The sequence below is a fragment of the Streptomyces thermolilacinus SPC6 genome, from assembly GCF_000478605.2.
Classification (GTDB): Bacteria; Actinomycetota; Actinomycetes; order Streptomycetales; family Streptomycetaceae; genus Streptomyces; species Streptomyces thermolilacinus.
Map to the genome: position 1 here is coordinate 4,210,967 of NZ_ASHX02000001.1, position 14,202 is coordinate 4,225,168.

Sequence of the window (14,202 nt, forward strand, 5' to 3'; positions counted from 1 at the left end):
GGCGTAGAGACGTCATGGCGCAGGAGGGCCCACGGTGAGCGACGAGACACAGCACACGGCGACGGACGGCACGGCGGCGGTACGGCCCGTCGGCACCGCCGCCGCCACCGACCCGATCCGGGGCGGGGCGCCCGGCACGGCCCCCGTGCCGCTCTCCGTCCTGGACCTGGTGACCGTCGGGCAGGGGTCCACCGCGTCGCGGGCGCTGGCCACCAGCGTGGAGATCGCCCGTCTGGCCGAGCGGCGCGGCTACCACCGCCACTGGGTCGCCGAGCACCACTCGATGCCCGGCGTCGCCTCGTCCTCCCCGGCGGTGATCCTCGCGCACCTCGCCGCCCACACGAGCCGCATCCGCCTCGGCTCGGGCGGCGTGATGCTGCCCAACCACGCGCCGCTCGTCGTCGCCGAGCAGTTCGGCACCCTGGAGGCGCTGGCGCCCGGCCGGGTGGACCTGGGCCTCGGTCGCGCGCCCGGCACGGACGGCGCCACCGCCGCCGCGCTGCGCCGCGCGGACCGGCTGGACGAGGGCGCCGACGAGTTCCCGCAGCAGCTCGCCGAGCTGATCCGGTTCCTGGACGACGACTTCCCGGACGGCCACCCGTACGCCCGTATCCACGCCGTGCCGGGCCCGGTGCAGGGCCCGGCGGGGCGGCCGCCGGTGTGGCTGCTCGGCTCGTCCGGGTTCAGCGCGCGGCTCGCCGGGACGCTGGGCCTGCCGTTCGCGTTCGCCCACCACTTCTCGGCCCGCAACACGATCCCGGCGCTGGACCTGTACCGGTCGTCGTTCCGCCCGTCGGCCGTGCTGGACGCCCCGTACGCGCTGATCGGCGTGTCCGCGATCGCCGCCGACGACCCGCGCGAGGCGCGGCGCCAGGCGTTGAGCGGCGCGCTGTCGATGGTGCGGCTGCGCACCGGGCGGCCGGGTCTCGTGCCCACGCCGGAGGAGGCCGAGGCGTACCCGTACAGCCCGGTCGAGCGGGACTTCGTGGACGGCTGGCTGGCGAACGTCGTCCACGGCACGCCCGACGAGGTGCGGGCCGGGCTGGACGACCTCCAGAAGCGGACGGGCGCCGACGAGCTGATGATCACGGCGAGCGTGCACGGCGGCGAGGCGCGGCTGCGCTCGTACGAGCTGATCGCGGACGCGTACGGAATGGTCTAGCCCCCATTTGGTCCAGACCATTGACGCGGGGCGCGCGCGGCGGCTATCAATACGTCAACTTCCGTACGCCGCACGGCTGCGCGGCGCGCCTCAGTCCACCGCCCCTGCCCGGAGAGGCCCACCCTCCCCGACCAGGGGCGGTCCTCAGCCCCGCCGGACGGGTCGCGGCGCGGGGCGTTCAGGGCGCGGGGGGCAGGAGTGCCGCGATCCGGGACGGGGGGACCGGCCGGGAGTACCACCAGCCCTGGCCCGTGTCGCAGCCGATCCGCCGCAGCCGCTCCGCCTGCCCCGCCGTCTCCACGCACTCCGCCGTCACCGTCAGCCCCAGCCGGTGCGCCAGGCACACCATCGCCTCCACGATCACCTCGTCGGCCGGGTTCGGGTGCGCCTCGTCCTGGAAGCCCCGCACGAACGATCCGTCGAGCTTCAGCACCGACACGGGCAGGCGGCTCAGGTAGGCGAGGTTCGAGTACCCGGTGCCGAAGTCGTCGATGGCGATCCGCACGCCCATCCCGCTCAGCGCCTGGAGCGCCCGCAGCGGCCGCCCGGCCGACCCCATCACCGCCGACTCGGTCAGCTCCAGCTGGAGCAGGCCCGGTTCGAGGCCCGTCTCGTCCAGGATCTCCGCCACGTCCGCGACCAGGTCGGAGTCCCACACCTGCCGTACGGCGACGTTGACGCTGACGAACAGCGGCCGCGCGTCGGGACGTTCGGCCTGCCAGCGGCGGGCCTGGTGGCACGCGGTCCGCAGCACCCACCGGCCCAGCTGCACGATGGACCCGTCTTCTTCAGCAATTCCGATGAACCGATTCGGCGCCAGCGTCCCGAACCGGGGGTGGTTCCAGCGGACCAGCGCCTCCACCCCGCGCACCGCCCCGTCGGCCATGCCGACCAGCGGCTGGTACTCCAGCGCGAACTCGCCCCGCTCCACGGCCGGCCGCAGTGTCGAGCTGAGCGCCTGCCGGGTCATCCGGTGCGCGTTGCGCTCCGGGTCGAAGAGCGTCCAGCGGGCCTTGCCGTCGGCCTTCGCCCAGTACTGCGTCGTCTCGGCGGCCTGCATCAGCCCGTTGACGGTGGTGCCCGCCGCGGCCCGCTCCACCACGCCGATGGACGCGGACACCGAAAGACGCTGCCCCGCCAGGTCGAACGGGCGCTGTACGGCGGCGAGCACGGCCCCGGCGAGCGCGGCGAGCTGTTCCGTGCCGGTCGAGTCCTCGACCAGGATCGCGAACTCGTCGCCGCCGAGCCGCGCCACCAGATGGCCGCCCCCGCGCGCGTACGCGTCGTTCTCGGCGCACTCGGTGAGCCGGGTGGCGACGGCGGCGAGCAGCCGGTCGCCGACCCGGTGGCCGAGCGTCTCGTTGACGGCCTTGAACCCGTCCAGGTCCAGGTAGCACAGGCCGATCCGGCCCGTGCCGCCCTCGCCGTACGCGTCGTAGGAGTCGTACGCGTCGCACGAGGCGTGCTCCAGCGCGGACGTGAGGCGCTCGAAGAACAGCGTCCGGTTGGGCAGCCGCGTCACCGGGTCGTGCATCTGGAGGTGCCGCAGTCGCGCCTGGAGCTCGCGGCGGTCGCTGATGTCGGCGACGGACAGCAGCACATGGCGGCTGCGGGGTACGGGCGCGACGGTGACCTCCGCCCACAGCGACCGTCCGTCCGGGTGCTTGAGGCGGCGCGTGCAGCGGAAGCGGGAGCGGTGGCCGCGCAGCACCTCCCGGTACGCGTGCCAGGTGCGGCTGTCGGCGCCCAGGTCCACCAGCTCAGCGGCGGCGCGGCGGCGCAGGGACGCGGCGTCCGTGCCGACGAGGTCGGCGAGGCCGTCGTTCGCGCTGACCACCAGACCGTCGCCGTCCACGACCGCCATGGGGAGCTGCGCCGCGTTGAACGCCGCGTGGACGTCGCGCAGCAGCGCCGCGGGGGAGGGTGCGGGGCCCGGTGCGGCCTCGGGAACCGCGGCCGGGCGGGGCGGCTGGGCGCGGGGCGGTTGCCGGCGGCGTGGCTGCGCGGTGGGTGGCTGCTCGCGGTGCGCCGTGGTCCCGCCATGGGCGCCGTCGGCCGCCGTGGTCCCGTCGTTGGTGTCGCCGGCCACCGGACCCGTCTCACGCACCGTGGTCGTCTCACGCGCCGTGGTCGTCCGGAGTGCGGTGCTGGGCTGTGCGACCGCTGTGTGTCCCGGTCCTTCTGGAGTTCCGCTCACCGCTCGCTCCCGCAGGGCAGTTGTGACGTACAGATCTGGTCGGGCGAGGTCGGCCATGGAAAGTGTGCCGATCCCGGGCGCTGCCGTGGGGCCGTTCCAGCGACCCCCGGCCTGTGGACAACGGCCGAACGGCCCAACGGACACGCCCGATCGTTTCTGCGCGGGTGTGGCGCGACTCGGCCAGGGTCCGACCGGATGTGACTGCCGGTGAAGGGGCGCAGGGGGTACGGGGGTGCCGCCGCTCACCCGAGTGGGGCAGCGGAACAGGGCATACCATCCCAAAACGGCACAGGGTGGGGAGACGTTCCGTATATCTCGCACCCGGAGGTTGACGTGGAGGGTCAGCAGCCGCCCGCGCAGCGACGTCCGCAGCCGCCCGCGCCGCTGCACGGCGGAGTGCGCCGCCCGAGCCTGCGCTCCACGGCCGCCGGGGTGTTCTCCCTCGTCGCCATCGCCGCGACGGGCCTCGTCTCCGGCCCGGCGGCGGGCGAGCCGTCGGCGGGGCCGTGCGCCCTGCCGCGCACCGACGCCCACCACTCGCTGGGCCTGGACACCTGGAACGCCGCCTACCCGAAGCCCGAGCGGACCCTCGACGCGGTCATGCTCTTCCTGTCGTTCCCGGACTCGGCGCCGCCGCACTCGACGGAGACGATCGCCGCCGACTACTTCCCCGACACGAGCGAGTTCTTCGAGCGGGCCTCGTACGGGCGGTTCACGCTGCGCGCCCACCCCCGGCACGGCTGGCTGCGCATGCCGCGCCCGTCCACCGCGTACGCCATACAGCGGGACTGGGCGGCCGACCGGCGGGCCGCCTACCTGCGGGACGCGCTCGCGGTGGCCGACCCGGTCGTGGACTTCTCCCGGTACGACATCGTCTACCTGGTCGCGGACCCGGAGGCGCCCGGCGTGGACTCGGACGCGACGAAGGTCGTCAACCTGCGGACGCCGCTGCGCGCGGACGGCACGGACATCGACCGGGTGGTGACGCTGTTCGAACGGCACCCGCCGGACCGGAACGTCCTGGCCCACGAGACGGGCCATGTCTTCGACCTGCCGGACCTGTACAACCGGCCCGTGGACGGCAAGGGCGACTGGGACACCCATGTGGGCGACTGGGACGTCATGGGCAGCCAGTTCGCGCTGGCCCCTGAGCCGTTCGGCTGGCACAAGTGGAAGCTCGGCTGGCTCGGCGCGCACCAGGTGCGGTGCGTACGGGAGCCGCAGCTGGTCACGCTCCAGCCGCTGGCGGCGGAGAACGGCGCGCCCGCCGCGCCCGGCCCGCGTCTCGCGGTGGTGCGTACGGGCCCGGACCGCGTCCTGGCGTTCGAGGCGCGGGGGGCGTTCGGCAACGACCGGGGCACGTGCACGGAGGGCGTGCTGGTGTACCGGGTGCGCGGCGGCACCGAGTCGGGCGCGGGGCCCGTGGAGGTGGTGGACGCCCATCCGCTGACGGAGGCCTGCCGGGACCGGTCCGTGTACCCGCCGCTCGCGGACGCGCCGCTCGCGGAGGGCGAGTCGCTCACCGTGGCGGAGGAGGGCGTCCGCGTGGAGGTCCTGCACCGGACGGCGGCGGGCGGCTGGACGGTGCGGATCACCCCGTAGGGCCGTACGCCTCCGTACACCCCGGCACACGAAGAAGCCCCCCGCTTCCGCGAGGGGCTTCTTCCGTCTGTGCGCCGCCAGGGACTCGAACCCCGGACCCGCTGATTAAGAGTCAGCTGCTCTAACCAACTGAGCTAGCGGCGCCTGCTGACGTCGTAGACATTAGCACCCTCGTCGGTGTCCGGAGAAATCGATACCCGCACGTCACGGGTGGATGTGGCGCGCGCCACCCGCACGCACGCCCACAGCAGCACCTCGGGCCCCGGCAGCCAGGGCGTACGCGTGTCGGGCGCCACGACCCAGCGCGGGCCGTCCGTCGTGGCGGGCACCAGCGGCGGGATGGTCACCGCGTCGCCGACGCCGTGGCACAGCATCGGCGGGACCGCGTCGCCCCACTCCTCCCAGCCGAGCAGCGCGGGCAGCCGCCGGCTGGTGCCGGGCGCGGTGAACAGCAGCATCCGCCCCAGGTGCGCGGCGACCGGCCCGGAGCCGGGGCCCTCCTCCCAGAGCCGGTCCAGCAGGCGGCGGCCGAAGATCGCGGGAACGTTCACCACGTCGAAGGCGGTGCCGCAGGGCAGGACGGCGGGCGCGGCGGGGCGGGCCTCCCACAGGGCGAGTGTGGAGGCCGGGTACTGCGACGCGGACACGAGCCACTCGGCGCCGTCGGCGGTGACCTGCGAGGTGGGGTGGGGTGCCTGGTCGCGCAACCGCCGGTAGAGGTCGGGGCGACGCTCGTCCACGTCGGCGTGGGCGGGGCTCAGCGGGGTCTCTTCTCGCAGCCAGGTACTCATGCACCCAGGTCTACCGTGTGTGACGAGATGATCTCGAAGAGTTCCCGGAAACCGGGACAGGCCGACGCTGGGCGGGGTATCTTTCGCCCTCGGCATATGCCGCTCGCGTGCCCCCGGGGCACGGCCACCGCCGGGTGGCCGCCCCTGGCGGCCCGTGGGCCGCTCAGTCCTCGTCGCCGCTGCGGCCGGCGCCGTCGCGGAGCAGGTCGCGGCCGAACTCGACCATCTTCACCGCGTAGTCCTCCGTCCACTCGGCGCGCTCGGCGATGTCGGCGGTGGTCAGCCGGTCGAACCGGCGCGGGTCCGCGAGCTGCGCGGCGGCGATGGCCTGGTACTCCAGGGCCCGGTCGGCGGCCGCGCGGAACGCGAGCGTCAGCTCCGTGGACCGGGCGAGCAGCTCGCGCGGGTCCTCGATGGACTCCAGGTCGAAGAAGTGCTCCGGATCGGCGGCGGCCTCCGCAGGCTCGAAGAGCAGGGGCGCCGGCCTGAGCCGCCGCTGCTGCCCGCTCCGCTCGGTTTCCGCCATGGAGGACTCCCATCCCGCTCGCCGTGCCGCCGCCCCCGTCGGTGAGACGGCCACCGACCATTGTCCCGCCTCCCGCAACCCCGCGTGCGGGCCATGGCCGGCGCCCGCCCGCCGCGATCCGGCCTCGCCGCCGGGCCCTGTGCCCTGCCTCGTGCCCGGCCCGGTCAGGGCCGCCAGCGCACGCGGTGTTCGGCGAGGTGGGAGAGGACCGCGTGGTTGGCCTCCCAGCCGTCGGGGAACTTCACCGTCACGCCCAGCTGGACCGGCTCCGTGGAGGGGTGTTCGTCCAGCAGGTCCGTGACGCCCTCGCGGCAGATCACCACGCACGCGTGCCGGTGGCGGGACGCCAGGACGCACAGGCGGCCCGTCTCCAGGTGGAACGCCGTCGCGTCGGGGCGGCCCGACAGCGGGTGCAGCACCACCGTCACGTCGTACTCGCGGCCCTGGAGCCGGTTCGCCGTGTCCACCGTCACCCCGGTCACGCCCAGGTCCGCGAGGGCCGCGCGGACCGCCGCCGCCTGGTCGCGGTGGGCCGTGCCGACCGCCACCCGGTCCGCCGCGACCGGGACCGGCTGCTCGGCGCGCTCGCTGACGGCCGCCGCGCCCCGGTCCAGGAGCCGCCGCACCACCAGCGCGCACGCGTGCACCGCCTCCGGGTCCGTGCGGGGCGTGTGCCGGGGCGGCAGCTCCAGCAGGCCCCAGCCGGACTCGGCCGCCTCGTCCAGCACCCGGTCCGCCGCCGAGCCGTCCGACGCCGTGCCGAACGCCAGCCGCCGGTCGCCGTGGCCCGTACCGGCGCGGAACGGCGTGTACGGGTAGAACGCGTCCGACACGAGCGGCGCCGCCGACGCGGGCAGTCGCCACGACACGGGCAGCCGGTGCTGCGGCAGGTCCGGGTTGTGCGCCAGCAGCGTGGACACCGCGCTCGCCGACGGGTCGTACGACAGTCCCGCCCACTGGTCGGCGCCCACCACCGAGAACGGGTCCAGCTGCCCCGGGTCGCCCACGAACAGCGCCCGCTCGAACAGCCCCGCCACCGCCAGCAGCGCGTCCGACCGCATCTGGTACGCCTCGTCCACGATGGCGTGCCGCCACGGCTCGACGCCCTTGACATGCGCCCACTTCGCCGCCGTGGAGATCACCACCGGCAACCCCGCCAGGTCCGCCGCCTTGGTGGACTTCACCACCTGGTCCAGCCCGTCCAGCGCCTTGTCGTACGCGTCCGCGTCGCTGGCGTGCAGCCGCCCCAACGGCAGCTCGGGCTCCTTCTCGGCGAGCCGCAGCACCAGATCGTCCACCTGCGCGTTCGTCTGCGCGACCACCATCAGGGGGCGGCCCGCCGCCGCGAGCTCCAGCGCCGCCCGCACCACCAGCGTGGACTTGCCCGCGCCGGGCGGCGAGTCCACGACGACGCCCCGCGCGTCCCCGTGGAGCGTGTCCTCCAGAATCGCGCGGGTCGCCTCTGCGGCGGCAGCCGACGGGTCGAGCACCTGGCTCACCTGACTCCTCACAGCACGTCCTCCGGGGTCACCGGGTCGGGCGCCTCCGCCGCGTCCTGGCGGGGCGGGCCGCCGTGCGTCCACGGCGTCTCCTCGGGGTCGGGCAGCTTCGGCCCCACCCGCTGATCGTGCTCGAACAGCGTCCACACGATCCGGTCGCCCTTCTCCGGTACGGAACCGGGCGCGGGCTCCTTCGACCGGCCCATCCGGTCCAGCACCCGCAGCACCACCGTCCGGCCGCCGTCCGCGCCGCCCCCGCCGTCCTCGTCGTACCCCACGAACTCCGCCGTCTGCGGGCGCCCTTCCAGCGAGCGGTACGCCTTCACACCCGGCCCCAGGTGCGGCGCGTCATCGGTCCGTACGGTCACCAGCGGGCGCGGCGACGGACGCTTCGACTCCGTCCACGTCATCGTCACGTCCACCACCTCCCCGGCGAACGCCTCGCCCGCCAGCCGCCGCCCCGCCATCACCAGCGGGTCGTCCAGCGCCTCCTGCGCCTCCAGCTGCGCCTGCGCGCTCTCCCGCGCGGCCAGCTTCCGCGCCGCCGTCACCGCGTCGTCCCGGCGCGGCTGCGGAGGCTCACCGGCCCGCACCCGGTCCCGGTGCCCCGTGAACGACCAGCGGTCCCGGGTCCACCGGTCCGCGACGCGCCGCCCCGGCGGCAGCTCCCGCACCAGGTCCAGCGCCCGCCACACCGCGTCCCACGTGGGCCGCAGCTGCGCCCCCACCAGCTCCCGGATGTGCTGCTCCCCCCGGTACAGGGCGCCCAGCCGCTCGTCGGCCGCCTCGCCGTCCTCCGCCGCGCCCAGCGCCTGGCGGGCCCGGTCGTACGCCTCGATCGCGGGCGCCAGAAGCCGGTTGTCGAACGCCGGGTCGGTCGCCGGTCCCGCGGGCGGGCACAGCAGCTGTCCGTCCCGGTCCCGGCCGAGCTCGGCCCGCAGCGCCGCCGCGGCGCCCGACTCGCCGTCCGGCGGGTCGATCCACGCGAGCAGCGCGCCCAGGTGCTGGTCCTCCAGCGAGGACTGGCCGGTCGCCCAGTGCCGGTTCAGCAGGTCCGTCGCCGCGAGCAGCAGCGACGAGCCGGGCACCCGGGCCCGCTCCCCGTAGTGCGTCAGCCACCGGCCCAGCAGCGGTACGCGGGGCGGCGCGGGGAACGGCGTCTCCGGGTCCTGCTCCGCCGTGCGCCTGAACCGCATGGACCGGCCCAGCAGCCGTACGTACTCCACGCCCGCCCGGCTCGGAACGACCAGCTGCGGCGCGTCGAGGCACAGCTCCACCTCGACCTTCACCTTCTTGCCGGTCTCCGGGTCCGTCTGCGACTGCTCGGCGGGCTCCACCACGTCCGCGTACGCGTCGACGTACGGCAGCACCGCCTCCGCCAGGTCGGCGAGGAACGCGAACCGCAGGTCCCGGTCGCGGGGCTGCGGCACGACGAGGAGGCGCGGCGCGTCCCGGTCCGTGCCGACCAGGGCACCCAGCGGCGCGCCCGCCTCACCGGACGTGGTCAGCGGCACGAACACGAGCGGCGCGTCGGAGACGTGCCGGTGGCGGACCGTGGCCAGCGGGCGGGCCCGCCCCGCCTCGACGGCCTCAAGGCGCGCCAGGGTGGAGATCAGCGACATCAGGCCACCCCCGCACCGGTCCGCACGCCCGCCCCGGCACTCTGCCCGGGCACCCCGGGCCCGGCACCCGGCCCGGCGCACGCCTCCGCCGCCTCGGCGACCGCCTCCGCGCGCAGGGCCGCCGCGCGCCGCAGAGCCGCCACCGCCGGGTCGTCCGGGTCGCCCGCCTCGCCCCGCGCCGCCGCCAGCACGTCACCGACCGTCGTCAGGCCGCCCAGCTCACCCCGCACGGAACGGCCCAGGGCCTCCACCGCGCCCGCGTCGCGGGCCCGGCCCCGGCAGTGGAACGCCAGCTCGCACGCCGCCAGGCACTCCGGCGCGTACGCGTGCGGCACCGCCTCCACGGCCGCCGTCAACTGCTCCGACGAACAGGCCGCCACATCGAACGTCACGCCCTCCGGGACCGCCGCCGCGATGTCCTCCAGGCGCGTCAGCCGCGCCAGCTGCCGCCGCGTCACCGCCAGCTGCTTGCGCACGTCCACCGGCGAGCCGGCCGGCTGGTTGGAGAAGTCCTTCGGGCAGACCAGCAGCACCGTGTGGCCCACCTCCGCGCCGTCGGTGACCGCCGCGACCCGCTCCAGCGCCAGCACGTACACCGCCGCCTGCCGGGCCGCCGCGCCGACCTTCGCCGCGTCCGCCGAGCCGTCGATCATCGGGAACGACTTGATCTCCACGACCGTCCACCGGCCGTCCGGCCGCACCACCACCGCGTCCGGCTCCAGGTACGCGGGCGAACCGGCCACGTCCAGCGCCAGCATCGGATGGTCGAGCAGCGCCCAGCGGCCCGCCGCCGTCGCCTCCCGCAGCGCCAGCGCCGTCCTGGCCGCCCGCCCCTCGGGCCCCGCGGCCGCAAGGTCGGGCGTGTCCACCTCGTCCGGGGCGTCCGCCCCGAGGAGCCGCAGCAGTTCGGCGCCGCCGTCGGCCTTGACCTTCGCCTCGAAGGCGTTGCCCCGCATGAACGCGAACTGCGACTGCCCGTACCCGGACGGGGAGCCCAGCGCGGAGGCGAGGGCGGCCTTGTCCACCCCGGCGCCGTCCAGCAGGGCGCGGCGGCGGCAGCCGGGATTCGCCGCGAGGGCCGCCAGCGCGCGGGCGTCCAGCGGATGCGGGGTCGCCGCGGGGCCGCGCAGCTCGGCCAGCCGCCGCCGCAGCGCCGACTGACGCGGGACCTCCGGCCCCGGCGGGGCGGCCGGCGGGACGTGCGGGGTCTGCGGAGATCGCGGAGCCGGACGCGGTCCGCTGCCCAGGGAATCGCTCACCGCGGAAGTCTCGCATCCGCCACTGACAACCGGGGCGTGTTCGGGCCGCTCGCCCGGCTTCCGGCCGCTACGCGCGCGTACGGGATGATGGACGGGTACGTCGCTGCACCCGCCGTCGTGTGCACCCTCTCGCGCAAGATCTCCAGGAGTACGCCCCATGGCACCGCGCATCCTGCTCGCCCGGCACGGCCAGACCGAATGGTCGCTGCTCGGCAGGCACACCGGCAGGACGGACATCCCCCTTCTACCGGAGGGCCGGCAGGGCGCCGAGCTGCTGGGGGAGCGGCTGCGCCGGGGCCGCTGGGCGGGCCTCGAGGGGTACGAGATCCGCACCAGCCCGCTGATCCGCGCGCGTGAGACGTGCGACCTGGCCGGTTTCGCGGGCCGCGCCGAGGAGTGGGACACGCTCATGGAGTGGGACTACGGCGCGTACGAGGGCCTGACCCCGGCGGAGATCCAGGCGGCCCGGCCGGGCTGGCTGATCTGGCGCGACGGCGTCCCGGACGGCGAGTCCCTGGCGCAGGTGTCGGCCCGCGCCGACGAGGTCGTGGAGTGGGCCCGCTCCGCCGACCGGGACGTGGCGGTCTTCGCGCACGGCCACATCCTGCGGACCATCGCCGCGCGCTGGCTGGGCGAGGACATCGCGTTCGGCGCCCGGATCCGCCTCGACCCGACGAGCCTGTCGGTCCTGGGCTGGGCGTACGGGAAGCCCGCCCTGGAGCGCTGGAACGACACGGGCCACATGGAGCCGTAGGCCGCCCCGCACGGTGTGCCCCGGCCCGGCGGTCAGTACGCGGGCTCGTCCGGGCTCTCGAAGCGGAACGGCACCGCCAGCCGCGCCGCGACCTGCCGCCCCACCCGCTCGGCGACGACGGCCGACGGGTGGCGCGGCGCGTGGGCCCCGCCGTCGAGCCACCGCCGGGCCCGGTCCGCGTACACGGTGGTCAGCCGCCGCTCGCCCGCCGGACCTTCGGTGACCGCCACCAGGTCCACGAACCAGTCGTGCACCGTGTCCCCGTCCCAGACGGCCGCCACCGCCACCACCCGCCCCGGCGCCCCGGAGGCGAGCGCGGTGAGCGTCTCCACGTCCAGCGGCGGGTCCGGGCGGAACGCGACCCGGTCGCCGTGGTGGACGTACCGGTCGTGCACCACCATCTGCGCCTCGTGCAGCCCGAGCCCCAGCGGGCGGCCCGCCTGCCAGACGGCGCGTACCGCGAGCAGGCGCGCGTCGCGCAGTACGTGCCCGTCGGCCTCCACGCGCGCGTGGGCGGGCAGCAGCGCCCACCACGCGGACGGCGTCATGTCGGTCATCCGGCCACCGTACGGGCCCGGACCCGCCCGCACGGCCCGCGGTGCCCGCTCCGGCTCCCCGTACCGCCTACGCGCCGCCCGGGAGGGGCACCACGGGGCGGCGGCGGGTGAGGAAGGCGGCGACCTCGGGGCGGGCGCGGTGCGGGTGCAGGACGCGGGCGGTCTCGGCGAGCATCGACTCGATGCGGGTGGACCGGACGTCGCCCAGCAGGTCCAGCACCTGCCCGCCGACCGCCGCCGCCTCCTCCGGGGCGCCGTCGCGGGCCAGGTCGGCGGCCAGCTGGGCGCGGTACAGGGCGAGGTTCCTGGCGAAGTTCGGGTCGTTCAGCGCGGCCGCCCGGCGGGCGTGGCGCACCGCGCGGTCCGCTTCGCCCAGCAGCGACCAGCACTGGGCCTCCAGGAACTCCAGCTCGGACTCCCCGAAGAACGACATCCACTCGGGGTCCGCGTCCGACGCGCCCCGCCCGAACAGGGTGTGCGCCCGCCCCAGCGCCTCCTCGCACGCCGCCCGGTCGGCGAGCCCCGCCCAGCCGCCCGCCTCCCGCAGCGCCAGCAGCGACAGCAGCCGCGCCGACGACAGGTGCTTGGCGGCGTGCTGCCCGGCCTGCGCGGCCCGCACCGCCTCCCGGAACCGGCCCGCGTCCCTGGCCAGGAACGACGTGTTGGAGAACGCGTGCGCCTCAAGACCCGGATCGCCCCCTACCCGCGCGGTGGCCAGCGCCTCCGCGTAGTGGGAGCGGGCGTCCTCCACCCGGCCCGAGTCATGGGCCAGCCAGCCCACGGAGAGGGCCAGCTCACCGGCGCCCGCGTGGAGCCGGTCCGCCGTGGACTGCCGGGCCGCCGTGCCCGAGTCGAGCAGCGCGTACGCCGACCGCAGCGGCACGGCGGCCCTCGCGTACAGCCCGTCGGCGCCGTGCCGGTCGTCGAGCAGCCGGATGCGCCGTACGGCCTCCTCGACGGCGGCGACCTCGGACTCGCCGAACCGGCCGCCCGCGCGCGGAGCCGGGATCGTCCCCAGCGCGTCCGCGCCGCCGCCCCGCCCCGCGGCCCGCGCGGCGGGTACGGGGGCGGGGGCGGGGCCGAGGCCGAGGGAGGCGGCCGCCACGGTGGCGGTGCCGCCCGTCATGAATGCGCGACGCAGCACGTCGCTCTCCTCATCGTTCCGGAAAGGGGTGGGGGGTGCCGGAGCACCGGCCGCCGCACGCGCGGCCCTGCCCCGTACGCGCTCCCGCGCCACGAACCCCAGGTCGGTCAGCGACCGGCCGGGGAACATGTGCAGGAACACCCGTTCATACGCGTAGTTGGGGCAGCGGATGTCACCCGACTCCACGCGGCCGATGTAACGGGCGTCACATGCCACCTGCTCGCCGATCTCCCGGGCGGCCCGGCGCACCGCGGCGGCGAACTCCCCGGGTGAGCGCTGCCCCCGCAGACGGCGGAAGGCGAGATTCGGAACTGCCCGTGACGAGGCCATGGCGAGCCCTCTCCTACGTGCTGCCGACGTTCCGGCGGAGCAAGAACGTACCTGCTGTGGCGGGGTCCATGCCCATGGTTTGGCTACAAAACGGATATCTCACCCGCGATCCGCCATGAAGTGCCATCCTTTGCGGCGGGATTTCGCCGTAGCCGTTGACGCCACCCGCCGTTGAACCTCCCGGAGAGACGGAACGTGTCTCCGCTCAGGGCTCGGGCGAGGAGGGGTTCCCCTTGTTGGAGGTCGGCATGGAGGCCAGCGCGCGCGACGACGGCGAACCGCAGACCACCCTGCGGCACGCACCCACACGGGACGAGAGCGCCGCCCCGCCGGGGCCGCTCGACGGCGCGGAGGCCCGCGAGCATCCGGCGGACGAGGTGTGCGACCTGGTGACGGTCCCGGCGCGGCAGGGCCTGGAGGCGGTGGACATCCTGCGTCGCGGCGCCCCGTCGGTCGGCCCCGTCCTGCACGACGGTGCCAGCGACACGCTCGGCTTCCTCGTCCCGCCCGGCACGGCCGCCGACTGGGACGTGCCGGGCAGCGCCTGCACGCGCACGGACGGGCGCGGGCTGCGGCTCCCGGCGGGCCCGGACGCCCGACGCGGCGCGGCGCCGGAGCCGCCCGTACCCGGCACCGGCTGGCTCCTCCCGCCCGCCGACACGGACCCGGTCACCGACCCGGCGCTGCTGCGCGACGCCCTGGACGAGGCCGCCCGCCTCCTCAGAGCCGCCGACGACTGCCGCTGACGACTGCCGCGGA

At 75.9% G+C, this 14,202-nt stretch carries 12 protein-coding genes and 1 tRNA gene; 4 read left to right on the top strand and 9 right to left on the bottom strand.

The window, feature by feature from the left end; all coding sequences use genetic code 11:
- Positions 1-34 precede the first annotated feature (34 nt).
- A complete protein-coding gene (locus tag J116_RS18290; RefSeq protein WP_023588521.1) occupies positions 35-1,162 on the top strand; it encodes an LLM class flavin-dependent oxidoreductase in 1,128 nt (375 codons plus the stop codon).
- Positions 1,163-1,340: 178 nt separating this feature from the next.
- Here J116_RS18290 and J116_RS18295 read toward each other — a convergent pair whose 3' ends face one another.
- Positions 1,341-3,026 (bottom strand): putative bifunctional diguanylate cyclase/phosphodiesterase, encoded by a 1,686-nt coding sequence (locus J116_RS18295; protein ID WP_051203822.1) that lies wholly within the window; start codon positions 3,024-3,026, stop codon positions 1,341-1,343.
- 666 nt (positions 3,027-3,692) lie between these two features.
- Here J116_RS18295 and J116_RS18300 point away from each other — a divergent pair.
- Positions 3,693-4,961 carry a M6 family metalloprotease domain-containing protein gene (locus tag J116_RS18300; protein ID WP_023588523.1) on the top strand — a complete coding sequence of 423 codons (1,269 nt, stop codon included), beginning with the start codon at positions 3,693-3,695 and terminating at the stop codon, positions 4,959-4,961.
- A gap of 70 nt (positions 4,962-5,031) precedes the next feature.
- On the opposite strand, the gene J116_RS18305 is transcribed toward J116_RS18300, so the two are convergent.
- From J116_RS18305 to J116_RS18330, 6 genes are all read right to left on the bottom strand, one after another.
- Positions 5,032-5,105 (bottom strand) — tRNA-Lys (locus tag J116_RS18305).
- A complete protein-coding gene (locus J116_RS18310; RefSeq protein WP_028964225.1) occupies positions 5,096-5,752 on the bottom strand; it encodes a bifunctional DNA primase/polymerase in 657 nt (218 codons plus the stop codon). Before J116_RS18310 ends, J116_RS18305 begins: the two co-directional genes overlap by 10 nt.
- A 163-nt stretch (positions 5,753-5,915) precedes the next feature.
- Positions 5,916-6,278, bottom strand: a complete 363-nt coding sequence (locus J116_RS18315; protein WP_023588524.1) for a hypothetical protein — start codon at positions 6,276-6,278, stop codon at positions 5,916-5,918.
- A 164-nt stretch (positions 6,279-6,442) separates the two neighbouring features.
- Positions 6,443-7,777, bottom strand: a complete 1,335-nt coding sequence (locus tag J116_RS18320; protein WP_023588525.1) for an AAA family ATPase — start codon at positions 7,775-7,777, stop codon at positions 6,443-6,445.
- An 8-nt stretch (positions 7,778-7,785) separates the two neighbouring features.
- Complete coding sequence (locus J116_RS18325; RefSeq protein ID WP_028964226.1) at positions 7,786-9,399, bottom strand: hypothetical protein; 1,614 nt, start codon at positions 9,397-9,399, stop codon at positions 7,786-7,788.
- Positions 9,399-10,658, bottom strand: coding sequence for a hypothetical protein (locus tag J116_RS18330; RefSeq protein WP_023588527.1), 1,260 nt, complete (start codon positions 10,656-10,658; stop codon positions 9,399-9,401). The genes J116_RS18325 and J116_RS18330 overlap by 1 nt, the downstream gene beginning before the upstream one ends.
- Positions 10,659-10,815: 157 nt before the next feature.
- Between J116_RS18330 and J116_RS18335 the strand changes: the two genes are divergently transcribed.
- On the top strand, positions 10,816-11,412 hold the full coding sequence (locus tag J116_RS18335) for a histidine phosphatase family protein (protein ID WP_023588528.1): 597 nt from the start codon (positions 10,816-10,818) through the stop codon (positions 11,410-11,412).
- A gap of 32 nt (positions 11,413-11,444) precedes the next feature.
- On the opposite strand, the gene J116_RS18340 is transcribed toward J116_RS18335, so the two are convergent.
- Positions 11,445-11,969, bottom strand: a complete 525-nt coding sequence (locus J116_RS18340; RefSeq protein WP_023588529.1) for a hypothetical protein — start codon at positions 11,967-11,969, stop codon at positions 11,445-11,447.
- Between the two features lie 67 nt (positions 11,970-12,036).
- Positions 12,037-13,443 carry a hypothetical protein gene (locus J116_RS18345; protein WP_023588530.1) on the bottom strand — a complete coding sequence of 469 codons (1,407 nt, stop codon included), beginning with the start codon at positions 13,441-13,443 and terminating at the stop codon, positions 12,037-12,039.
- Positions 13,444-13,691: 248 nt separating this feature from the next.
- On the opposite strand from J116_RS18345, the gene J116_RS18350 reads away from it, so the two are divergent.
- Positions 13,692-14,189, top strand: coding sequence for a hypothetical protein (locus tag J116_RS18350; RefSeq protein WP_201258815.1), 498 nt, complete (start codon positions 13,692-13,694; stop codon positions 14,187-14,189).
- Positions 14,190-14,202: the final 13 nt, after the last annotated feature.